At 51.0% G+C, this 23,991-nt stretch carries 19 protein-coding genes; 16 read left to right on the top strand and 3 right to left on the bottom strand.

All coding sequences use genetic code 11. The features are described 5' to 3' along the window. Positions 1-138 precede the first annotated feature (138 nt). From zapA to ACFO4L_RS12885, 14 genes are all read left to right on the top strand, one after another. On the top strand, positions 139-399 hold the full coding sequence (zapA, locus tag ACFO4L_RS12950) for a cell division protein ZapA (protein WP_377910094.1): 261 nt from the start codon (positions 139-141) through the stop codon (positions 397-399). After that, the gene (locus tag ACFO4L_RS12945; RefSeq protein WP_377910093.1) at positions 396-941 is read left to right on the top strand and encodes a CvpA family protein; all 546 of its coding nucleotides are present in this window, start codon (positions 396-398) and stop codon (positions 939-941) included. Before zapA ends, ACFO4L_RS12945 begins: the two co-directional genes overlap by 4 nt. Before the next feature lie 76 nt (positions 942-1,017). Further along, positions 1,018-2,724: a DNA polymerase/3'-5' exonuclease PolX gene (polX, locus tag ACFO4L_RS12940; RefSeq protein WP_377910092.1), complete on the top strand. Its 1,707-nt coding sequence runs from the start codon at positions 1,018-1,020 to the stop codon at positions 2,722-2,724. Positions 2,725-2,736: 12 nt separating this feature from the next. After that, positions 2,737-5,094, top strand: a complete 2,358-nt coding sequence (locus tag ACFO4L_RS12935; RefSeq protein WP_377910091.1) for an endonuclease MutS2 — start codon at positions 2,737-2,739, stop codon at positions 5,092-5,094. A 7-nt stretch (positions 5,095-5,101) separates the two neighbouring features. Next, complete coding sequence (locus ACFO4L_RS12930) at positions 5,102-5,506, top strand: DUF350 domain-containing protein (protein ID WP_377910090.1); 405 nt, start codon at positions 5,102-5,104, stop codon at positions 5,504-5,506. 673 nt (positions 5,507-6,179) lie between these two features. After that, positions 6,180-7,868, top strand: a complete 1,689-nt coding sequence (locus ACFO4L_RS12925; RefSeq protein WP_377910089.1) for an AMP-binding protein — start codon at positions 6,180-6,182, stop codon at positions 7,866-7,868. Positions 7,869-7,958: 90 nt separating this feature from the next. Next, positions 7,959-9,671 carry an AMP-binding protein gene (locus ACFO4L_RS12920; RefSeq protein WP_377910088.1) on the top strand — a complete coding sequence of 571 codons (1,713 nt, stop codon included), beginning with the start codon at positions 7,959-7,961 and terminating at the stop codon, positions 9,669-9,671. Positions 9,672-9,779: 108 nt separating this feature from the next. Further along, positions 9,780-10,388 carry a TetR/AcrR family transcriptional regulator gene (locus ACFO4L_RS12915; protein ID WP_377910087.1) on the top strand — a complete coding sequence of 203 codons (609 nt, stop codon included), beginning with the start codon at positions 9,780-9,782 and terminating at the stop codon, positions 10,386-10,388. Then, positions 10,385-11,167 carry an enoyl-CoA hydratase gene (locus tag ACFO4L_RS12910; RefSeq protein ID WP_377910086.1) on the top strand — a complete coding sequence of 261 codons (783 nt, stop codon included), beginning with the start codon at positions 10,385-10,387 and terminating at the stop codon, positions 11,165-11,167. Before ACFO4L_RS12915 ends, ACFO4L_RS12910 begins: the two co-directional genes overlap by 4 nt. 80 nt (positions 11,168-11,247) lie before the next feature. Continuing rightward, positions 11,248-12,018, top strand: coding sequence for an electron transfer flavoprotein subunit beta/FixA family protein (locus ACFO4L_RS12905; protein WP_168004999.1), 771 nt, complete (start codon positions 11,248-11,250; stop codon positions 12,016-12,018). A gap of 31 nt (positions 12,019-12,049) precedes the next feature. Then, positions 12,050-13,015: an electron transfer flavoprotein subunit alpha/FixB family protein gene (locus ACFO4L_RS12900; RefSeq protein WP_377910085.1), complete on the top strand. Its 966-nt coding sequence runs from the start codon at positions 12,050-12,052 to the stop codon at positions 13,013-13,015. A gap of 235 nt (positions 13,016-13,250) precedes the next feature. Beyond that, positions 13,251-13,565 (top strand): thioredoxin, encoded by a 315-nt coding sequence (gene trxA, locus ACFO4L_RS12895; protein WP_168005001.1) that lies wholly within the window; start codon positions 13,251-13,253, stop codon positions 13,563-13,565. Between the two features lie 93 nt (positions 13,566-13,658). After that, positions 13,659-15,440 (top strand): excinuclease ABC subunit UvrC, encoded by a 1,782-nt coding sequence (gene uvrC / locus ACFO4L_RS12890; RefSeq protein WP_377910084.1) that lies wholly within the window; start codon positions 13,659-13,661, stop codon positions 15,438-15,440. Positions 15,441-15,598: 158 nt separating this feature from the next. Then, complete coding sequence (locus tag ACFO4L_RS12885) at positions 15,599-16,849, top strand: aspartate kinase (protein WP_377910083.1); 1,251 nt, start codon at positions 15,599-15,601, stop codon at positions 16,847-16,849. Between the two features lie 829 nt (positions 16,850-17,678). On the opposite strand, the gene ACFO4L_RS12880 is transcribed toward ACFO4L_RS12885, so the two are convergent. The 3 genes from ACFO4L_RS12880 to ACFO4L_RS12870 form a co-directional block, all read right to left on the bottom strand. Next, entirely contained in the window at positions 17,679-20,477 is a 2,799-nt protein-coding gene (locus ACFO4L_RS12880; protein ID WP_377910082.1) for an MMPL family transporter, read from the bottom strand. After that, the gene (locus ACFO4L_RS12875; protein WP_377910081.1) at positions 20,474-20,917 is read right to left on the bottom strand and encodes a MarR family winged helix-turn-helix transcriptional regulator; all 444 of its coding nucleotides are present in this window, start codon (positions 20,915-20,917) and stop codon (positions 20,474-20,476) included. Before ACFO4L_RS12875 ends, ACFO4L_RS12880 begins: the two co-directional genes overlap by 4 nt. A 98-nt stretch (positions 20,918-21,015) precedes the next feature. Continuing rightward, complete coding sequence (locus ACFO4L_RS12870; RefSeq protein ID WP_377910080.1) at positions 21,016-21,441, bottom strand: DUF2507 domain-containing protein; 426 nt, start codon at positions 21,439-21,441, stop codon at positions 21,016-21,018. Positions 21,442-21,608: 167 nt separating this feature from the next. Between ACFO4L_RS12870 and ACFO4L_RS12865 the strand changes: the two genes are divergently transcribed. Beyond that, positions 21,609-22,958: a TrkH family potassium uptake protein gene (locus ACFO4L_RS12865; RefSeq protein ID WP_377910079.1), complete on the top strand. Its 1,350-nt coding sequence runs from the start codon at positions 21,609-21,611 to the stop codon at positions 22,956-22,958. Between the two features lie 411 nt (positions 22,959-23,369). After that, positions 23,370-23,984 carry a succinate dehydrogenase cytochrome b558 subunit gene (locus tag ACFO4L_RS12860; protein WP_168005008.1) on the top strand — a complete coding sequence of 205 codons (615 nt, stop codon included), beginning with the start codon at positions 23,370-23,372 and terminating at the stop codon, positions 23,982-23,984. The last annotated feature ends 7 nt before the right edge of the window (positions 23,985-23,991 follow it).

Below are 23,991 nucleotides of genomic sequence, written 5' to 3'. Positions count from 1 at the left end.
GTAACCTCCTTGATTGCGATACCTTTTCGATTGTACCAGAAAGGTCCGTGCTTGATTCACATGAATTTATTTTTCATCTGTCCCTCTGTCATGTTATGATAACAGGTAGTCTATGCTGTCATGTCAGGGGGGACTATTGTGGAACAGGATGAGGAAAAAATCCGTACGATTGTGAAAATAGCGAATCAAACGTATACCGTGATCGGAAAGGAATCATCAGACCACGTAAGGGAAGCTTCCGAACTGGTTGATACTAAAATGAAGCAGCTCCGTGAGTCCAATCCTTATCTGACATCGACACAGCTGGCTGTACTGGCAGCATTGAACATCAGCAACGAATACGTATCGCTGAAGCGCCAGCAGGAGAATGAGACGAAAGACGAGGATGGGACAACATGATTTTGAGTTTATTTTTACTGCTAATGCTTGCCGTAAGTTTTTCTGTCGGCTACCGGCGGGGTTTCATGCTGCAGATCGTACATATTGCAGGACTGGCAGCGGCGTTTATTGTCGCGTGGCTGTACTATGAGCCGTTTGCACAAATGATTCAACTGTGGATACCATTTCCCCAGCTGCCGTCTGAGAGTTCACTTGAATTGTTAAATGAAGCTTTCGGTACAGAACGGGTTTACTATAACGGAATTGCATTTGTCATTATTTTTATTGTCGTTAAAATCATTGCGCAGATCATTGGTTCGCTGTTCGATTTTATTGCGAACCTGCCGATTCTGCACTTTTTCAATAACTGGCTCGGAGCGGTGCTCGGACTGGTAGAGGGTCTGATTATTATTACGATCCTGCTCCACCTGGCTGCTTTGATTCAGGTCGATTTTCTGCAGGAAATTCTGCAGTCATCATCTATTGCTCAATGGATTTTCTACTACACACCGATCGTTTCCAATGAACTTCGTGAGCTTTGGCTCCAGGGAAGCTGGGACTGATACGCTGATTAAAGAGCCTGTTTTTCTGCGCTAGCGTAGCTGAAACAGGACTTTTTTATGCCGGGAGGATACGACTATGAATAAAAAAGAGATCATCAAAACGCTTGAAACGATTGCTGTCTATTTAGAAGTAGAAGGAGCGAACGCGTTTCGCGTGTCGGCTTATCGTAAAGCTGCCGGTGCATTGGAACGCGATGAGCGCAGCATGGAGGAGCTTGACGACCCGGCGGCGTTATCCGGTATCGGCAAAGGGACCGCAGGCATCATTACCGATTTGCGCGAAACAGGAACGACCGAGCTGCTGGAGGAGCTTCGGGAAAGCATCCCTGAAGGTCTGATCCCGTTGTTGAAGCTGCAGGGCCTCGGCGGTAAAAAGATCGGGCGCCTCTACCGGGAGCTCGGGGTAACCAATGCAGCAGAACTGAAGGAAGCCTGTGAAGCAGGCAGGGTGGAAGAGCTGAGCGGCTTCGGAAAGAAATCACAGGACAAAATCCTCGCCGCCGTTGAGGATATGGGGAAACGGCCGGAAAGGCTGCCGGTTGCAGGAGTGATGGGCGCCGTGCATGATTTGCATACCCGGCTTCAGGCAGCTGATGCTGTAACCAGATATGAGCTTGCAGGCAGCTTTCGAAGAGGCCGGGAAACGGTAAAGGACCTCGATTTCATTATCAGTACGGAAGAGCCGGAGGACGTTAAGGAGCTGCTGCTCGGACTGGGAAACATTCATGCCGTGATCGGCAGCGGCGATACGAAAATATCGGTCGAACTCTCCTACGATGATACGATCGTACCGGTTGATTTCAGGCTTGTAGAGGACGGTGCCTTTGCTACGACGTTGCATCATTTTACCGGGTCGAAGGATCATAACGTCCAGATGCGTCAGCTGGCAAAGGAGCGCGGTGAAAAGATCAGCGAATACGGTGTGGAGGATGCTGACGGAAACGTCAAGCAGTTTGATACGGAGCAGGCCTTCTTTGCCCATTTCAATCTTCCTTACGTGCCGCCTGAACAGCGTGAAGGCAGAGACGAACTGGAACAGTCGTTTGATGACCTTGTTGCTCTGGAAGACGTGAAGGGTGACCTCCATATGCATACAACGTGGAGTGACGGAGCGCAGTCGATTCAGGAAATGGCCGAAGCGTGTATCGCAAAAGGCTACTCGTACACGGCCATCACAGATCATTCGAAGTTTCTGCGTGTAGCAAACGGATTAAATGAAGAGAGACTCGCCCGGCAGCATGAAGAAATACGCTCCACGAATGCAGATATTCTTATTTTTACAGGGACGGAAATGGACATACTGCCCGACGGATCACTTGATTTTGAAGATGATATCATTAGCGGCGTAGACATGGTTATCGCCTCCATTCATTCGTCTTTCCAGCAGTCAGAGGAAGAAATCATGAAACGTCTGGAGGCCGCTTGCCGTAATCCATACGTGACGATGATCGCACACCCGACAGGAAGACTAATTGGCAAAAGAGACGGGTACAAAGTGGACATGAAGCGATTGATTGAGCTTGCTGCAGAGACCGGCACCGTGCTGGAGGTAAATGCGAATCCGAGCAGGCTCGATTTGTCTGCGGAGCATCTGCGCATGCTGCTGGATTCCGACGTGCGGATTGCGATCAACACAGATGCTCATCACTTTGATATGCTGGAGGATATGGAGTCCGGCGTCAAAACGGCGCGGCGGGCAGGCATACCGCGAGACAGGATCATTAATACGTGGAGTGCAGACGACTTGAAGGCGTTTCTTCAAACGTTCCGCACAAAGTCATAAGGAGAGAAAACCATGCAGGAACGCGTTCTACGAGTGTTGGAGTACGACAAAATGAAAGAACAGCTGCTTCCGCACGCTGGATCGTCGCTCGGCAAACAGCGTGTCCGCAGTCTGAAGCCTTCTTACAGTCTGGATGAGGTTCAAAAGGGACAGCAGCGAACGGCAGAAGCAGGAAAGGTGCTGCGTTTAAAAGGAAACGCACCGCTTGGCGGTATTCGTGACATCCGCGCTTCCATCAAGCGTGCAGAAATCGGTGGAAGTCTGAATGCCTCTGAGCTGAACGATATCGCATCGATGATATACGCGTCGAGAACGTTTAAGTCGTTTGTTCAGCAAATGGCAGAGGATGAAATCGAGCTCACCGTGCTGCCGGAGCTTACCGAAGATATTGTACCGCTGACCGATCTGCAGCGCGAAATAAATCAGGCACTCGATGATGACGGCCGGGTGCTCGATTCGGCAAGTCCGGAGCTGCGCACGATCCGCCAGCAGATCCGCTCTCACGAATCGGCAGTCCGGTCCCGCCTGGAAGGAATCACCCGCTCTGCTTCCGGCAGAAAAATGCTGTCTGATGCCATTGTGACTATTCGGAATGACCGGTACGTGATTCCTGCGAAGGCAGAGTACCGGTCCCATTTTGGAGGGATTGTGCACGATCAATCCGCGTCCGGCCAGACCCTCTTCATTGAACCGGAGAGCGTCGTGCAGACGAACAATCAGCTGCGCGAGGCCAAGACGAAAGAAGCGTATGAGATTGAACGCATTTTACAGGCCCTTTCTGCTTCTGTCAGCGGGTATACGTATGAACTGAGCGCCATCACAGATATCATGACAGAAATTGATTTTATGTTCGCAAAAGCTTTTTATGCACGGGCGATCCGGGCCAGCGAACCAAAGCTGAATGACAGCGGCAGGCTTCACTTAAAAGAGGCACGTCACCCGCTGATTGCAGACGAGGAGATTGTGCCGATTGATGTGGAACTCGGTGCAGACTTTACCTCATTAGTGATTACGGGGCCGAACACAGGCGGAAAAACAGTCACTCTGAAGACGGTAGGCCTCCTGACGCTGATGGCGCAGTCCGGCCTGCAAATACCGTGTTCGGATGGATCTGAGGCTGCGGTCTTTGGCAGCGTGTTTGCTGATATTGGCGACGAGCAGTCTATCGAGCAGTCGCTTAGTACGTTTTCCTCGCATATGACGAATATCGTCTCGATTTTAGAAAACGTCGGACACGATTCCCTTGTCCTGTTTGACGAGCTCGGGGCAGGCACCGATCCGACTGAGGGTGCGGCGCTTGCGATCTCCATTCTCGATTTTGTTTACAGTACCGGTGCCAGAACAATCGCAACGACGCACTACAGTGAGCTGAAAGGCTATGCGTATAACCGGGAAGGTGTCATGAACGCGAGCGTGGAGTTTAACGTAGAAACCCTTCGCCCCACATACCGACTGCTGATTGGTGTTCCAGGACGAAGCAATGCATTTGCGATTTCGGAACGTCTCGGCTTGGGCCGTGAGGTTATTGATGCTGCGAAAGCCCAGATTTCCACGGAAACGAATAAAGTGGAAAATATGATCACATCGCTTGAGGAAAGCCGTAAAAAAGCGGAGTTGGAGATGGAAGCGGCGGCAGTTATTCGACAGGAAGCGGAGGAGCTGCATCAGGAACTGCAGGAAGAAGTCAGCCGCTGGCAGGAAGAAAAGGACCGCCTTTTGCAGAGCGCACAGGATAAAGCATCAGGCTACGTGCAGCAGGCCCGCGAAGAAGCGGATCTGATCATCGGAGAGCTCCGTGAGATGCAGAAAAACAATCCATCGATCAAAGAACATCAGCTGATCGATGCGAAGAAGCATCTGGAAGAAGCAGAGCCGGAGATTGCGAAGCCTAAGCCGAAGCCGAAAAAGGCGAAACCGTCCGTCGATACGCTGCAGCCAGGGGATGAAGTGAAGGTAGAAAGCATTAATCAAAAGGGCCACATCGTTGAAAAAGTAAACGACAAGGAGTTTACGGTTCAGCTTGGTATGATGAAAATGAAGGTAAATAAGGACAATCTGATTTATGTGAGCCGGCCGAAGCAGGTGGAAACGAAGCCGCTGACAGCCGTACGCGGCCGCAGTGCACACGTGAAAACAGAGCTCGATCTGCGGGGCGAGCGGTACGAGGACGCGATGCTGCAAGTGGAAAAATATCTCGACGACGCCGTGCTGGCAGGCTATCATCAAGTTTCCATCATTCACGGAAAAGGAACCGGTGCGCTCCGGAAAGGCGTGGAGGAGCTGCTGAAAACCCATCGAAATGTCGGTGAAACACGGCTCGGCTCTCAGGGTGAGGGCGGATCCGGTGTGACGATCGCCCAGCTAAGGTAGGTGCATGATGACCGATTTGTTCAGCCATCCATATGTATATACCGCAGGCCTTTACAGCCTCACGACTGCGGCGATTGTATTCTCGCTCGTTGTATTTGAACTCGTGACTAAATACCGGACGTGGGAGGAGATCAAACGGGGAAATGTAGCGGTGGCACTCGCATCGTCGGGGAAAATATTCGGGATCGCGAACATTTTTCGATATTCAATAGAAGCAAATGATTCTGTGATGGACATGCTCGGGTGGGGGTTGTTCGGATTCATGCTGCTTCTGCTCGTCTATTTTGTTTACGAGTTCTTAACACCGGCATTTAACGTGGATGAGGAGCTGTCTGCCGGCAACCGGGCAGCGGGACTCATTTCATTTGTTCTCTCCGTGTCGCTCTCCTTCGTCATCGGCGCAACCATTTAATCCGGAGGTAATAGTATGGAACGACTTGCCAAAATATTGATGATTTTCTGTGCCGTGTTTATGCTTGGCGGCGTGATTTACTGGCTCTTCTTTATTTAAGAAACGGATAAAAAATCCGCCGCTGCCAATCGAATGACGGCCTCTGTTTCCGGCGGGAGCTTGATTCGGCTCTTTCTCAGGATGAGCCTTCCAACTCCTGACCGCACTCTGACAGGCTATGCACACCGCAGCAGATCAGAGCGTGAAAGCGTCTTTCTTTGTCTCTCTGTTAAAGCTGAAGCGCTCCGTATGGCTTTTAACGAGAGAATAGCTGTTAGAAACCAGGGGCCTCGTCCCGAAGAGCATCTTTTCGAAGACGGGAGCAGTCAGCTGTATGCAGACAGAAAAGCTTTTCGAGCCTGTGATCCAACACGGATGGCAGGCTCTTTTTGACGTATTGGCTGAACCAGATTCCGAAACGGACGCCGCATTTCCGACTGGAACAGGGCAGTTTTACAAGCGAAGAATGAGTGTTCATTCATTTTTTTGACTGAATTTATGAAATCTTGTTTCTTTTTGGATGCGTTTTCATTACAATATTAGTAAGAGAGAATGTTTGACTATTCTGTGACAACAGAATATGGTCAGCGTCCGGCTGACAGGGAGAAGATAGACAAACAGGGAGGGAACTATCATGACTACATTGACGCAGAAGCCGTGGCTGGAGTCGTATCCGCAGGAAATACCGCATTCGATCCAGTACGAGGAAAAGACGCTGCAGAGTTATCTGAAGCGTGCTGCCGATGAGTTTCCTGATAAAGTCGCGTTTCATTTCATGGGGAAAGAAATGGCGTACAAGGCGGTTTATGAGGAAGCACTGAAGCTGGCGAACGAACTGCGCGCTCTTGGAGTAGAGCAGGGAGACCGCGTTGCGATCATGCTTGCCAATACGCCGCAGGCTGTTATCAGCTATTACGGGTCACTGCTGGCAGGCGCAGTCGTCGTACAAACGAATCCGCTGTACGTTGAGCGTGAAATCGAACACCAGATGATCGACTCCGGCGCCAAAGTAATGATTTGCCTTGACCTTGTCTATCCGAGAGTGGCGAAAGTGAAAGACCGGACACCGCTGACGCACATCATCGTTACCGGGATCAAGGATTACCTGCCGTTCCCGAAAAATATGGTGTACCCGTTTATCCAGAAGAAGAATACTGGAATCAAGGTCGATTTGACGTATTCGGAGACGCTCTTGTCCTTTACGTCGCTGATTGACAACGGAAAGGCGGAAGAGATTGAGCTGTCGATCGATCCGAAGGAGGATCTGGCGCTGCTCCAGTATACGGGAGGGACGACCGGACCCGCAAAAGGTGTCATGCTCACTCACTACAACCTGACCGTCAACACGCAGCAGTGTGAGGACTGGATGTACAAAATGAAGCCGGGTGAAGAAGTCATTATGGCTGCACTTCCGTTTTTCCACGTCTACGGGATGACGACGGTGATGAACCTTGCCGTCCGGATGGCGTTTAAAATGATTATTATGCCGAAATTTGATCCGAAGGCCATTCTGAAATCGATTGAAAAGCATAAAGCAACGCTCTATCCGGGAGCGCCGACGATGTATATCGGACTGCTGAACCACCCGGATATGAAAAAGCATGATTTGTCCTCTATTAAAGCGTGCATCAGCGGATCAGCGCCGCTGCCGGTGGAAGTGCAGACGAAGTTTGAAGAGCTTTCAGGGGGAAGCCTGGTAGAGGGATACGGACTGACGGAAACCTCTCCGGTGGCCATCGCAAACTTTATCTGGGGCCGACGCAAGCAAGGATCCATCGGTGTGCCGTGGCCGGATACCGATGTGAAAGTGCTCTCTGCTGAAACGGGAGAGGATGCGCGCCCGAATGAAGTGGGAGAGCTGATGATCAAAGGACCGCAGGTGATGAAGGGCTATTGGAACCAGCCGGAAGCAACCCAGGCCTCTTTCCGGGAGGAATGGTTTCTAACGGGCGACATGGGCTACATGGATGAAGAAGGCTTTTTCTACATCGTTGACCGGAAGAAAGACATGATTATTGCGGGTGGATTTAATATTTATCCGCGCGAAGTAGAAGAAGTGCTGTACGAGCACGAAGCGATTCAGGAAGCGTGCGTCATCGGCGTACCAGATCCGTACCGTGGGGAGACGGTCAAGGCATTTATCGTGCTTAAAGAAGGAGCACAGGTGTCGGAAGAGGATCTCGATGAACACTGCAGACAGGAGCTGGCATCGTTCAAGCTGCCAAAGTATTACGAGTTCCGTGACGAACTGCCAAAAACGATGGTCGGTAAAATACTGCGCCGCGTACTGGTGGAAGAAGAAAAAGAAAAGCGCAACAGCTGATCGGACAGGTTCCGGAGGAGTTCTGCTCTTCCGGAACTGCTGTGAATGAGAGAATGTGATGCTGCCGGAAAGTCATCAGGGGGAATAGAGATGCTCACCGAAACGATAACCCAGCCCTGGCTGGAGCAGTACCCGCCGGAAATTCCGGCAAAGCTCGACTATGAGCGAAAGCCGCTTGAACAATACTTGGCAGATGCGGCATTTGAAACACCGGATAAAGAGCTGCTTGATTTTCTAGGGAAATCGATGACCTTCCGCGAAGTGTACGAAGCAGCTGCAAGATTTGCCGCGGCTCTTCAGGGAATGGGACTGAAAAAAGGCGACCGCGCCGCGATAATGCTCGCCAATACGCCTCAGTCGGTCATCAGCTATTACGGCATTCTTCTGGCAGGAGGAGTTGTCGTGCAGACAAATCCGCTTTACGTGGAACGGGAGCTGGAGCACCAGCTTGTCGACTCCGGCGCAGAGATTATCGTCTGTCTTGATCTCGTATATCCGAAGGTAGAAGCAGTTAAGGATAAGACATCTCTGCGGCACGTGATTGTGACGCGGATCAAAGACTACCTCCCTTTTCCGAAGAATATGATTTATCCGTTCATCCAGAAGAAAAATACAGGAATGAACGTAAAGCCTGCCTACAATGAGACGTGCCATGATTTCGTCAAGCTGATCAAACAGGCGCCGGCGAAGCCGGACCCTGTCGAGGTCGATCCGGAAAAGGATCTCGCGCTGCTGCAGTATACCGGGGGCACAACAGGAGCCGCAAAAGGGGTCATGCTCACGCATGCAAACCTGGTTGCGAATACGACACAATGTATCCGCTGGATGTATAACATCAACCACGGAGAAGAAGTGATTCTTTGCGCTCTGCCCTTTTTCCACGTATACGGCATGACCGTCGGGATGAACTTCGCCGTCATGGATCGATCCAAAATGGTCATTCTGCCGAAGTTTGATACAAAGCAGACGCTCGAGGCAATCCAACATCAGAAAGTAACGATTTTCCCGGGAGCGCCTACGATGTACGTCGGGTTGATCAATGACCCAAATGTAACCAACTATGACTTGAGCTCCGTTGAGGTCTGTATCAGCGGATCCGCCCCGCTGCCGCTTGAAGTGCAGCAAAAATTTGAGCAAATGACCGGCGGCAAGCTGTCTGAAGGCTTCGGGCTTACGGAAGCCTCTCCGGTTACCCATTTTAATCTCATGTGGGGAAAACGGCCGCAGGGAAGCATCGGACTTCCGTGGCCGGATACAGACGTGATGATACTGAGCGCGGAAACGGGAGAGCCTGCTGAACCGGAAGAAGTCGGGGAGCTGCTCATCCGCGGACCGCAAGTGATGCAGGGCTACTGGAACCGTCCCGAGGAGACGGCACAGACGCTTCAAAACGGCTGGCTCTACACCGGTGATATGGGCTATATGGATAAAGAGGGCTTTTTCTACATCGTCGACCGGAAGAAGGACATGATCATTGCCGGTGGATTTAACATTTACCCGCGGGAAATTGAAGAAGTGCTTTACGAGCACGAAGCGGTCAAAGAGGCAGTCGCGGTCGGGATACCGGATCCGTACCGTGGAGAAACCGTCAAGGCCTATATCGTGTTAAAGGACGGCCGGGAAGCAGATGAGGCAGAGCTGAATGCCTACTGCCGATCACAGCTGGCGTCCTACAAGGTGCCGCGCCTGTATGAATTCCGTGAAGAGCTGCCAAAAACAATGGTCGGAAAAGTACTGCGCCGGGCTCTCCAGGAAGAGGAAAAAGCAAAGCATGCTGGTCAGACCAGTTCAGATAAGGTATGATACAGATAGAAAGAATTTCCGCTCCGGTCATTGACACACGGAGCGGAGTTCGATATGATTTGATTATGAATGAACAGTCATTCATTTTTGCCGGAGGAGTCGAAAGCCATGGCTAAAAAGCGCGGATTGAAATACGATAAAATTATAGATGCTGCCGTAAAAGTGATCGCACAAAACGGCTATCATCATTCGCAGGTTTCCAAAATTGCAAAAGAAGCCGGCGTCGCAGATGGAACAATCTATCTTTACTTCAAAAACAAAGAAGATATCCTCATCTCCCTGTTTGAAGAGAAGATGGGTCATTTCGTAGACTACATTAAGCATAAGCTGGAAGGTGTTACCTCAGATGAGGAAAAACTGGCGATTTTAATTAACATGCACCTTGCTCAGCTTGAAAAAGATCATAACCTGGCACTCGTTACCCAGCTCGAGCTCAGGCAGTCGAACATCTCGATTCGCTTTAAAGTGAATGAAGTGCTGAAAGGCTACCTCGGGCTGATCGATTCGATTATCGAACAAGGCAAAGAAAACGGCTCATTTGATGAAGCAATCGACACGCGGATGATGCGGCAGGTCATTTTCGGATCGATCGATGAGGTCGTGACCAACTGGGTTATGAAAGATCACCGCTACGAGCTTGCCCCGCTGGCGGAGCCGTTGCACGCCTTTTTAATGAAAGGCATGATATCCCCGAAACGACTGGAGGAGAAACGATGAGCAGCTGGCAGTTTATTTCAGTAGAACTAGATGACTTTACAGCAGTGATTACGATGAATAAGCCGCCTGCCAATGCGTTGTCCAAGGACATGATTCAGGAGCTTGGCAGTGCAATGGAGCAGATAATGGAAGATGACAGCGTTCGCGCGGTCGTGCTTCATGGCGAAGGCCGTTTTTTTGCAGCCGGAGCTGATATTAAAGAATTTACGGAGATTAAGCATGGGAGTGAGTTTGCGGACCTCGCGAGGGACGGCCAGCGGATTTTCCGGCAGATTGAAACTGCTCAGAAGCCGGTTATTGCCGCGATTCACGGAGCCGCTCTCGGTGGCGGACTGGAGCTCGCAATGGCTTGTCACATGCGGATAGCCTGTGAGAACGCAAAGCTCGGTCTCCCGGAATTAAACCTGGGACTTGTTCCGGGATTTGCGGGTACGCAGCGGCTTCCGAAGCTTGTAGGCAGGCCGAGGGCCATGGAAATGCTCCTCACTGGCCAGCCGTTGACCGCAGCTGAAGCGGAAGCGTGGGGACTCGTTAACCGGACTGTTCCGGAAGGAGCCCATCTGGATGAGGCTAAAAAGCTTGCAAAAGCAGCAGCCGGAAAAAGCGTCCGTTCCGTACGGGCAGTCATGGAACTGCTGCAAAATGCAGAAACCGACCCAATTGAGCGAGGTCAGGAGAAAGAGGCCGTCCAGTTTGGTGACGTTTTTGAAACAAAAGATGCAAAAGAGGGCATCGCCGCCTTTCTGGAAAAACGAAAGCCGAGCTTTAATCAACGATAATAAAGCTGTTCTTACAGCTTTTTTATACTAAATTAATGAAAGCGCTTCATTGCAGCGCAGCATAAACAGGAGGGAAAAGCATGAATATTTTTGTTGTACTAAAGCGCACGTTTGATACGGAAGAGAAGATTCAAATCGAAAACGGCAAGATTGTGGAAGACGGTGCGGAATTTATTATTAACCCGTACGATGAGTATGCAGTAGAAGAAGCAATCCAGCTGCGCGACGAGCACGGAGGAGAAGTAACCGTTGTTACAGTCGGAGAAGAAGAAGCAGAAAAGCAGCTTCGCACCGCACTTGCGATGGGAGCAGATAAAGCGGTATTAATCGAAGACGAAGATATTGAAGACGGCGATACGTTCACGACGCAGGCGCTTCTGACTGCATACTTCAAGGATCAGGAAGCAGACGTGATTCTCGGCGGTAACGTTGCAGTAGACGGCGGTTCCGGCCAGGTCGGACCGCGGCTTGCCGACCAGCTCGGCATCAATCACGTGACATCGATTGTAAAGATTGATATCAGTGACGGGCGTGCCGTTATCGAAAAGGACGTGGAAGGGGATCAGATGATCGTGGAAGTGCCGCTTCCGGTTCTCGTGACCGCTCAGCAAGGGTTAAACGAGCCGCGCTATCCGTCGCTTCCGGGAATTATGAAGGCGAAGAAAAAGCCGCTTGAAACGCTTGACCTGGACGATCTGGACCTTGATGAAGAAGATGCAGAGCCGAAGACAAAGACGGTGGACCGCTACCTTCCGCCTGAAAAACAGGCTGGCCGGATTCTCGAAGGTGACGTGGACCAGCAGGTTTCTGAACTCGTATCTCTCCTGAAAAACGAAGCGAAAGTTATATAAACAAAAAACGGACAGGAAAGGGTGACTGGTAATGGCAAAATTTCTCGTGATTGGTGAAGTAAAGGATGGCGCGTTCCGTAACGTTTCCTTTGAAGCAGTAGGAGCAGCAAACATGATCGATGAGAGTGCAGAAACGGTAGGAGTTGTACTGGGAAGCGGGATTGCTGACGCAGCAGACGCGTTTTTTCAGTACGGCGTGGACCGCGTGCTCACGGTAGACGATGAGAAGCTGGAAAACTATACGCCGGAAGGCTGGACGCAGGCGCTCATGACGGTGATCGAGCAGGAAAACCCGGACGGCATCGTGATGGGACATACGTCCATCGGCCGGGATATTACACCGAAGCTTGCAAGCCGTCTCGGCTCCGGTCTCGTATCGGATGTCGTTGCAATCGAGGGCGGAGCGACGTTTATCCGGCCTATCTACTCCGGTAAAGCGTTTGAAAAAGTGGAAATCGAAGACGGTCTCACGTTTGTCACGATCCGTCCAAACAACATTCCAGCTCCGGAGCAGGACAATTCTCTCAACGGTTCAGCTGAAGCAGTCCAGGCAGAGATTAAAGATCTGGATACGATCATTAAAGAAGTTGTGAAAAATACTACATCCGGCGTGGATCTTTCCGAGGCCTCCGTTATTGTAGCCGGCGGCCGCGGCATGAAAAACGAAGAGAACTTTAAAATACTCGATGAGCTGGCCGAGGTTCTGAACGGCGCAGTGGGTGCTTCCCGAGGGGCATGTGACGCAGAATACTGTGATTATGCGCTTCAGATCGGGCAGACAGGAAAAGTCGTAACACCGGATCTGTATATTGCAGTTGGTCTCAGCGGTGCGATTCAGCACGTAGCTGGTATGTCCAACTCCAAAATTATTGTCGCGATCAATAAGGATCCGGAAGCTGATATTTTCTCTATCGCTGACTACGGCATCGTCGGAGACTTGTTCGACATCGTGCCGAAGCTCACCGAAGAATTCAAAAAAGCAGTCGTCTCAGGCTGATAACAGGACAGGCCCGCATCCGGACACTTCTGATGCGGGCTTTTACGTGCGTTGAAGCCTGATCCTAAACCGGTTCAGCTGAGACAGGCAGTTTTTTTGCATTTGAAAATATGGTACGCTACTATTGATGACAGCGAACCGGGACATCTGTGAGCAGACTGTTTTTCAACCCCGGGGAGTATCCGTTATACTGGATTTAACAGCTCAGGCTGATATATGAAGGAGGAGTTAAGAAATGGCAATTACTAACGTTACAGATGCAAACTTCGGTCAGGAAACAAGTGAAGGTCTCGTTCTCGCAGACTTTTGGGCACCTTGGTGCGGACCTTGTAAGATGATCGCGCCTGTTCTGGAAGATCTCGACGGCGACATGGGCGACGAAGTGAAAATCGTGAAGCTCGATGTTGACGAGAACCAGGAAACTGCAAGCAAGTACGGTGTGATGAGCATCCCGACGCTTCTCGTGATGAAAGACGGCGAGGTTGTCGATCAGGTAGTCGGCTTTAAGCCGAAAGAAGAGCTCGTAAACACACTGAACAAGCATAAGTAAGCACATGAGACAACGATACGGCTGTCCGTCTTTCGAGACGGCAGCCTTTTTCTTTCCTGATAAGGCCCTACATAAAACGAGAGGAGGATAACGATGGATCCGCTTAAGGAAAAGCTGCAGCTGCTGCCAGATCAGCCCGGCTGCTATTTAATGAAAAATAAACAGGGCGGCATTATTTACGTCGGCAAAGCGAAGGTTCTACGGAATCGAGTCCGCTCGTACTTTACAGGCTCGCACGACAAAAAAACACAGCGGCTCGTCAGCGAAATCCGCGACTTCGAATACATTGTCACCTCCTCTGATCTGGAAGCGCTCGTCCTGGAACAAAATTTAATTAAAAAGCACGAGCCCCGATACAATATTTTATTGAAGGACGATAAATCCTATCCGTTTTTAAAAATTACAAAAGAAGCACATCCTCGCCTTATTACAACTCGAAAGGTGAAGAAAGACGGTGCCAAGTACTTCGGTCCTTATCCGAATGCGCAGGCAGCGAATCAGACGAAGAAGCTGCTCGACCGATTGTATCCGCTTCGGAAATGCCGTACGATGCCGGACCGGGTGTGCCTGTACTACCATATCGGCCAGTGCCTGGCACCGTGTGAATTTGATGTCACTCAGGAGCAGAACCAGCAGATGATCAGGGAAATTACTCGGTTTCTAAACGGAGGCCATGAGGAGATTAAGAACAACATCGAAGCGAAAATGTACGCTGCCTCTGAAGAGATGGATTTTGAACGGGCAAAGGAATTCCGCGATCAGATTAAGCATATCGAAGCGGTTATGGAAAAGCAGAAAATGACGATGACCGAGCAGACGAACCGGGACGTATTCGGCTACTACGTTGATAACGGCTGGATGTGCGTTCAGGTCTTTTTCGTACGCCAGGGAAAACTGATCGAACGGGATGTCTCCATGTTTCCAGTCTACCAGGACCCCGTAGACGACTTTTATACGTTTCTCGGCCAATTTTACCTCGAGGAGCACCACAAACCGCCGAAGGAGCTGTTTATTCCCCAGGAGCCGGATGCGCAGGTCGTGGAGGAGTTTCTTCAGATTAAAGCCGTCCAGCCGAAGCGCGGCCAGAAGAAAGAGCTTGTGGAACTCGCCGTGAAAAACGCAAAAATGGCCCTGCGTGAAAAGTTCCAGCTGATCGAGCGGGATGAAAAGCGAACGGTGGTCGCTGTCGAAAAGCTCGGGCAGGCGATGCATATCGATACGCCGCACCGGATTGAAGCATTCGATAATTCCAACATCATGGGCGTCGATCCAGTTTCGGCAATGGTTTCGTTTCTGGACGGGAAGCCCGATAAGAAAAACTACCGGAAGTATAAGGTCCGCTCGGTCCAGGGACCGGATGATTACGAATCAATGCGCGAGGTCGTCAGAAGGCGCTACAGCCGTCTGCTTAAAGATGAAGAGTCGCTTCCGGATCTAATTGTCATCGATGGGGGGAAAGGCCAGATCAGCGCCGCCCAGGAGGTCGTCGAGCACGAGCTTGGTTTGTCCATCCCCGTATGCGGTCTGGCGAAAGACGACCGTCACCGGACCTCCCAGCTCATGATGGGCGATCCGCCGGTTGCAGTTGAGCTTTCGCGCACGAGTGAAGAATTCTATCTGCTGCAGCGAATACAGGATGAGGTACACCGATTTGCGATCAGCTTTCACCGCAACGTACGAAAAAAATCGATGTTTACCTCTGTTCTGGATGATATTGAAGGAATTGGAGAAAAACGCAAACGTATGCTGTTAAAGGAGTTTGGGTCGCTCAAACGGCTGAAAGAGGCGTCAGTGGAAGAAATCGAGAGAGTAGGCATCCCTCAGCCAGTTGCCCGCTCCTTAAGAGACCGTTTACAGGAAGATACCGCTAAATAGAGTTTAAAACGGTTTGTCAATAAATCTACCCTTTGTTACGCTTTTAAAGGTGTGAGAAATACCTGAAAAAAGGCGCAAATTCAGGTTTTCTTTTGGTGTAAAGCAGGTATTTAAATATCGAAGCTTTGCGGCTTAAAATTTGAAGGAGGCGTAAACTATTGGCTACGATCGTTCAGAAGTTCGGTGGTACTTCCGTCGGAGATACCGACAAGATTAAGCGTGTTGCTAAACGGATCAAGCAAGGTATGGATGAGGGGCACAGCGTGGTCACTGTCGTATCTGCGATGGGGAAATCAACCGATAAACTGGTGGAACTTGCGGATGAGATCACAGATAATCCGGATCCACGTGAAATGGACATGCTTCTGACGACCGGTGAGCAGGTAACAATTTCGCTGGTGGTTATGGCGCTGAAGGAACTCGGCGTGGACGCTGTTTCCCTGACCGGCTGGCAGGCAGGCATCGTAACGGAAGAAGTTCATCAGGATGCACGTATTACCGACATTAACACGTCGACGCTCGAAGGGCACCTCAATGACGGTAAAGCTGTACTCGTTGCCGGATTCCAGGGTGTCAGCGAAGACGGCAATATTACGACGCTGGGTCGCGGAGGATCTGATACGACAGCTGTTGCACTCGCGGCTGCACTGGAGGCAGAATCCTGCTCGATTTTTACCGATGTGACCGGGGTATATACGTCGGACCCGCGCTATGTCAAAAAGGCGCGCCAGCTCGGCAGCATTTCCTATGATGAAATGCTGGAGCTTGCTCATTTAGGAGCGGGCGTCCTGCATCCGCGTGCAGTGGAATTTGCGAAGAATTACAACGTGAAGCTGGTCGTCCGGTCCAGCATGGAAAATGTAGAAGGAACGATTGTGGAGGAGGAAGCAACTATGGAGCAGAACTTAACGGTGCGGGGCCTCGCATTTGATAAAAACGTCACGAAGGTCACCGTGGAACGTCTGCCAAACCACTACGATACGATGTCCAATCTGTTCAAGCTTCTCGCTGAAGAAGGCATCAACGTCGATATCATTATTCAGCAGATGACTGCCGATCATGGGGTGAACGTATCATTTTCGATTGATTCCGGGAACCTTGGAAAGACGCTGGACCTGATTCACGGGGCGAAAGAAACGCTGTGCTACAGCGAAGTACGCCACGAGAGCTCTCAGTCGAAAGTATCTATTGTCGGCTCCGGGATGATCTCTAATCCGGGTGTCGCCGCTGATATGTTCAAAGTGCTGGCAGAAGAAGAGGTGGCGATTAAGATGGTCAGCACCTCTGAAATTGCCGTATCAGCGGTCGTGCCGGAAAAAGATATGATCCGTGCCTCCGAAGCGCTGCACACGTACTTCGGACTCGACGAAAAAGAACAGGAAAAAATTGAGCTTGCCAAGCAGGCATAAAACAAGAGCCTCCGTCTCGAAGCAGACGGAGGCTTTTCAGGCTGTTGAATAAGTGTTTTCAACTTACATGTTTATTCGTTTGCTTGTATTTCCCTTCTGCATTATTGAGCCTGGCGTGGGCTGGCCTTCAACTATTGCTCAGGGTGACCCCTGTATGAAGGGAAAATGACGCGGCTTCACTCGGACACAGGCTTCTCACAAGAAGCCTTCAAGAGCCGGTCCGGCTCCGCTCGCGCTTGTCATGCCGTTCAAGTTCGAACGGTGATGAGGCTTCACTCGGACACATCGGGAAAACGGCTCTGATTCGTGGGGAACAATGTCACGACAGGCAGACGCGACTGCTTTTTTACGTGCATCATGAATTCGATGAAGGATGGACACCCCGATTCGACATCGAAACGCCTCATCGGGAAAGTTCTATCCTGTATGGAAGCCGATCGTGCAGACCTAACCAAGTACGTGAAACAGACTGCCAGCTGCCGGCATCGAAGGAGCTCGACTCCTGGAGGATCAGAACGAGGCGAAGATCCAGCGCTTCCGACAGCAGGAGGAAGCGGTTAGCTTAGCCCGTTCCCTCCGGAAAGCGAAGGTCCGCAGATACAGGCAGATGCCATCTTATTCACCTATAACGACTATATCAACATTCTGAAGAGCCTCCGTCTCGAAGCAGACGGAGGCTCTTTAATGCGGGAAAATCAACGTATCTTAGAATCAGAGAAGCTTCATAAACGAATGTATGCTGACGGAGCACCCTGCCGGTGGGTTCCGGAAAGAGACCAGCAGCTGACGTTGGCACTGCTCGTTCGTGCCGATTGACTCAGCGCAGCTTTCATTTCTTTGCCGGCGGCTTGAATGGCAGCCAGTTGCTTTCACCGAAGAGTCTGACCATCAGCGGAATGAACAGCGGCAGCATCACAAAGGCGTAAAGCAGAAGGCCTGTGAGGACGAGCGTACCGATCTGGACGAGAGATAAAACGCCGGACGGCATCATTGCTCCGAATGTTCCGGCCAGAATCACAGCAGCGGATAAAATGACGGTTCCGATTTTCGTCATTGCATTGACGAGTGATTCGCGAACGTCCATTGTCTGCATGTTTTCCGCAAAGCGCCCCATAAGGAAGATGGAATAGTCGACTCCAAGCGCCATCAGCATTACGAAGCCGAAAAATGGAACGGCCCAGCTGATTCCCGGATATCCGAGAATCGTAATAAAAATAAACTCCGTAACGGCCATGGAAATAATGTACGTTCCAATCAGCGATGCAAGGATATATACCGGCATGATGAACGAACGAAGCATTACGATCAAGACGATGAAGATTCCGCTCAGCATAATTAAGGCTGTTCTGTCGAAGTCCTGATCAGAGATCGTGGACAAGTCGGCGTTCACGGCAGGAAGCCCGCCGATAGAAAAGGTGACATCGTCCCAATGACTGAGTGCTGCAGCGGTCTGCTCGTTGATCTCTTCTGTAATTTCCATCGCTTCCGTGCTGTACGGATCGACTGCGAGAACCACTTCCAGAGTGGCTGCCTGGCGGTTTGGAGAAAGAAAGGCGTCTATGAGGTCTTCGGTGCCATCTTCACTCCACGTCTCTTCGGGAACGTAAAAGCCTTCCAGCGGATGAGCCGGCTGTTCCGCAATTTCTGCGAGCAGGTCATATACGTCCTCAAGCCCTTCGCGAATGTCCTCCACTCCTTGTGCCAGCTCGCCGGCAGCTTCACCAATTTCGTCAAATGCTTCCGCCGATTCATCCAGAGCGTCAATCAGTTCAGCTTGTCCTTCCGCCAGTTCGGCCTGTCCGTCAGCCGTCTGCTCCAAACCCTGCTGCAGCTCCTGCTGCCCCTCGGCGAGTGAGTTTGTGCCATCGGCCGTCTCGGAGAGCGCAGCGGAAAGTTCTGCTAAGCCTCCGCCGCTTTCTTCAAGCAGCCCGGCTGTCTGCTGATCCAGTGCAGGGTTCGAAGCAGCCTCTTCCAGTCCTGTCTGCACGGCAGCGAGTTCATTGGCGATGCCCTCTTGAGCTTCAGCAAGTTCGCTTGCTGCTTCTGCTGCTTCACCAGCCCCGTCTGCCTGAGTCCGAATACCGTCCTCCAGCTCATCAGCAGCATCAGTAAGCTCAGACGCATCGTCATCCGGGGTTTCAGCTAAATCCTCTTCGAGCTCACGGAGTCCCTCTTCGATTTCCATCAGGCCGTCATCGATTTCTTCCAAGCCATCGCGAAGGCTGTCTGCGAGCTCCGGAATCCGGAAATCTTCTATCCGTTCACCATCAGGTCTCGAAAAGCTGCGAACTTCTTCGACACCTTCCAGTTGAGCCGTCTGCAGAGATACATATTCGATGATGGGTATCCGCTCTGACTGATCCCAAGGCTCGTCAGATTCAAGCACGATCTGCGCCGGGAAAGCAAAGCCGGTACCGAAGCGTTCTCCAACAAGCTCTACGGCTTCGACCGATTCATACTCGCTGCTGATTTCATCGAGAGATTCGAAAGACAGCCGCTGATCATAAAAGAGAAAGGCCGGGACGAGCAGGACGAGCAGCAGCATCGAGGTCCAGCCGGGGCGGGCAATGGAAAACACGCCGAGCCCTTTCCAGATTTTGCTGTCCGTCGCATCAAGTGCCCGTTTGCTCGGCCAGAACAGCTTTTCACCGAGCAGCAGCATCGCGGCCGGCACCCAGACACCGAGCGCAATCACGAGCAGCACGATCCCGACAGCTACGCCCGATGCTGACTGGTAGAGATCAAAATCGGCCAGTCCGATTGCAGCAAACCCGATAAAACCGGTGAGGGCGCTTGAAAATACGGTCGGCCCGACTGCCCGGTATGTGCGGACCACAGCAGCCGTCCGGTCAGGGGAGACGGCAAGCTCCTCTTTGAAGCGGTTCATGAGGAGAATGCAGTAATCCGTTCCGATCCCAAACAGGATAGCGACGATAAAAATCTGCGTAAAGTTAGATACAGGGAAATCGACTCCCTCAATTAAGAAAGAGACAACCGGTACGGTCATAAAGTACGTTGCCCCTACTGTTAAAAGCGGGACAAACGGAGCAACAATCGAACGGAACACGAGCAGCAGGATGCTGATGACGAAAATAACGGTAATTATTTCAGTCGTCTGCAGGCCTTCCTCGGAGCTGATTATCACATCGTCCTCGATAATGGGAGAGCCGCTGACAAGCGTACGGATGCTGTCTGCTTCAACGGCGTCTTCAATATGACTGCGCACAGCAGGCACATCATTCAGAGTCATGTCGATGGTGATGACCGTCATGATTGTCGTGTTGTCATCGCTGCGGAGGGCATCGCTTCCTTCGCCGTCAAAGGGAGTTGCTGTATCTTCAATTGCGAACCCGTTCAGGTTATCCGGCAGCGAAGCAAAAATGCGTTCGACTTCCTCTTCCTGCTCCGCCGTAATGCCGTCCTCTTCATAATAAACAACAAGAATTTCTTCCCCGGCAGCTGCTTCGTTCCGTTCCAATATGTCAGCTGTAACTGCTGTAGGATACGTATCGGGAATATCGAACTGCCCTCGTTCCCGCACGAGCTGATCGAGGTCCGGGCTGATGATGGTGAGCCAGACGGCAACCGCTGCCCATATTAAGGGAAGCAGATAAAAAATCCGTTTCATGACTGATCCTCCTTGAGCATACGGTTTAGTTTGCTGTAGACGCGCAGGAAGACTTCCAACTCATGTTCCTCAAGCTTAGAAAAATAAGGCGCTGTAAAAGCAGTGATTGTTTTCATCCCTTCAGACAGAGCTTCTTCGCCGACAGGGGTGAGCGCAACCAGTACGCTGCGCCGGTCCATGCTCTGCACGGTTCGGGTGACGAGCCCCCGTTCTTCCAGGCGGGAAACCTTGGCCGTCACGGCACTTTTATGTACATCTGTTTCGGCAGCGATCTGTTTGGCAGACAGAGGGCCCTGAGTCTGGAGCACCCGCAGGATGCCGAACTGTTCCAGAGAGAGCGGCATTGCCTGATCGACAAGCACACGGTCGAGCCGTTTAGTCGCAAATAAATACACGTTCGCATATTCTTCAATGAGCTGATGCAGCCTTGATTCATTCATCATTGTTCCTCCATGATTCAGTATGTAAGTAGTTTACCCTGTAAACTAAAAACCGGCAATAAAAAACCTCTCCAGCCAAAAGGCAGAGAGGAGAGGCATTATTCCTGACTGGCGGATGCAGCAGGATCCTTCTTGTCCCATTTCACCGTGACGTGAAAGGTGACAGGCTTTTTCTTTTTAATTTCATAGTTGGCTTCTGCCAGGAGCCCCTTTTCAAGCTCGGTTGCCTGGGCGAGAAAGCCGGTTTCCAGTGAATATGGCCGCTTTGGCTCGTAGCTGCTGGTCGTCACTTCGTAAATACGCTCTGCACGCTTTTCTTTGATGAGGCGGAGCTCTCCCCACTGCGCCGTACGAAACCACTGCATAAGCGCTTCTTCATCCGTTTTCTTTTTCTCCCGTGCGAGGCTTTTCCCCGCCCAGTAAAGGATCACTTCTTCATCTTCCCCGAGAATAATCGGAAGGAGCTCGTGCCGCATGACATCATAGCCCGCTGCTGTTTCGGCTTGCTGCTGTTCTTCAGACATGTATCTCATTCCTTCTCTGCTGATTAAGTATGCTTTCAGTCTATCATAATTCCAGACGGGAAGGTACGGGCGCCGAAAGCTCGTGCTGTAAAACAGCATAGAAGATTATGGGAGAACGTGATATACTAAGGCGCGATATGATTTGACTGGAAAGCCGGGTGTTTTGTATGAAGCTGGGCATGACGAAATTTCTCACGCCTTTTCGCGTTATTGTAATCTCCTATGTGGCAGCGATGTTTGTCATCAGCCTGCTGCTGTTCCTGCCGTTCTCTTCACAGGCTGGAGTGAACGTTACATATGATGAAGCACTCTTTACCGCCGTCAGCGCCGTCAGTGTAACGGGCTTAACGGTCGTAAACGTCTCCGAAACGTACAGTTGGGCCGGCATACTTTTTCTTGCGCTCGGTATACAGCTGGGCGGCATCGGGGTCATGACGCTCGGCACGTTCGTATGGATGGTGCTCGGGCGTAAAATTCCGCTTTCGCAGCGGATGCTGATCATGGTCGACCAGAATCAGATCTCATTTTCAGGCCTTGTACGTCTTATGCGCGGCATTCTGCTCACCGCTCTCGTGATCGAGCTGATCGGGGCAGCGATACTCGGTACGTACTACTTAAACTACTTTGATACGACATTTGAAGCATACTATCAGGGTGCTTTCTCAGCCATGTCTGCCTTCACAAACGCAGGTTTTGATATAACCGGGGAATCCCTGGCTCCGTTCGTCGATGATTACTTCGTGCAGCTCGTGCATATCCTGCTCATTTTTGCGGGCGCGATCGGATTTCCGGTGCTGCTGGAGCTGCGCGAGTATTTCTCGCCGAAGAATCCGAACTTCCGCTTCAGCCTGTTTACGAAAATTGCCACGTCGACCTACTTTATCGTTTTCGGTATTGGGGTGGCAATGCTGTGGATCTTCGAGCGGAACGCCTTTTACGATGGGATGCCGTGGCATTCCCAGTTGTTTTTCTCCCTGTTTAATTCGGCAACGGCAAGAAGCGGCGGCCTTTCTACGATGGACATGAATGAACTGACGCTTGCAAGCCTGCTTTTGATGTCCGGTCTCATGATAATCGGCGCGAGTCCCTCCAGTGTGGGGGGAGGAATCCGGACGACGACGCTTGCCGTCATGTTTCTGACGATTCGCAGCTTCGCGCTCGGTCGTGATGATGTAAAAGTGTTCGGTCGCGAAATTCACACGGAAGATAAACAGAAGGCCTTTATCGTTCTCTCGGTGTTTGCAGTCGGACTGTTCGGTGCGATCATGATGATCGCCGCCTTCGAAGGAACCGGAGAATTTGCACTGATGGCGATTTTATTTGAAGCAAGCTCCGCCTTCGGGACCTCCGGACTGTCGATGGGCATCACGCCGGATTTGTCCTTTCCTAGTCAGGTTGTGCTGATGATTCTTATGCTCGTCGGACGGGTCGGACTCGTCGCCTTCCTGTTCTCGATCCGGGCACAGGAAAAGAAAACGACGTATAAACATCCTACCGAGCGTATTATTATCGGGTAAAAGATATTGCGAAAAAGCAGCGTGTGCATTGCTGAACAGGACCGGAAGGGGAAAGCTTTCTTCCGGTCTTTTTTTCATATATCCGCCCGCTCCCTGCATGATTCGACAAAATTGACGCCTTTACAGGGACGTTCAGCTCGATTTGGATATATTTTGAGAAAACCCTTAAACCGTGTCGAAATTGTGGTACAATTTTATACGTTACATACGGAACGGCTGAATACGGAAAAACGTTTTTCTCTAAAAGCTTCTGTGAATCCGCTTTCTTGACTATGGCGCGAGCCGGGAGTAAAATGAAAATTGTCAAAAACCTTCTGACACCTTGGGGCGGCAAGACATCACGAGCTAAAGGAGGACAATTGATTTATCCGACTTCATCGTTCGAAATCATCGTTTTAGGGGGAAAGACAGATGTCATCTAACCGTGAGTTTTTGTACCGCAGACTTCATTCACTGCTTGGAGTTGTGGCCATCGGGGCCTTCTTGGTCGTTCACCTGACAGTCAACTGGTTTGCTGTCCGCGGCGAGCAGGAATACAACCAGGCAGCAGCGTTCATGGAGTCTTTGCCATTCCGCTACGCACTTGAAATCTTTATTATTTTTCTTCCACTGATCTTCCACGCTGTCTACGGACTTTACATCGCATTTCAAGCCCGTAACAATACTTCCCGGTTCAGCTATTTCCGTAACTGGATGTTCCGCCTGCAGCGGATCTCAGGTGTTCTCGTTCTCATCTTTGTGACGTGGCACGTCTGGGAAACACGAATCGCAGCTGCATTCGGCGCAGAAGTAAACTTTCAGATGATGGAAGAGATTGTAGCCAATCCAATCGCACTTATTGCATACATTATCGGTATCACAGCAACCACGTTCCATTTCGCGAACGGTCTGTGGTCATTCGCAGTAACCTGGGGGATTACGGTAACACCGAGATCCCAGCAGATTTCGACGTATGTGACAGCCGGTGTATTCCTTGCTCTCACATTTGTTGGAATTCGTTCCATCCTTGCGTTCGTAGGGGTATAGCATAAAA

This window comes from Bacillus daqingensis (genome assembly GCF_042654445.1).
In the GTDB taxonomy this organism is placed as follows: domain Bacteria; phylum Bacillota; class Bacilli; order Bacillales; family Salisediminibacteriaceae; genus Alkalicoccus; species Alkalicoccus luteus.
This window is presented reverse-complemented; position numbering and strand designations above follow the sequence as displayed.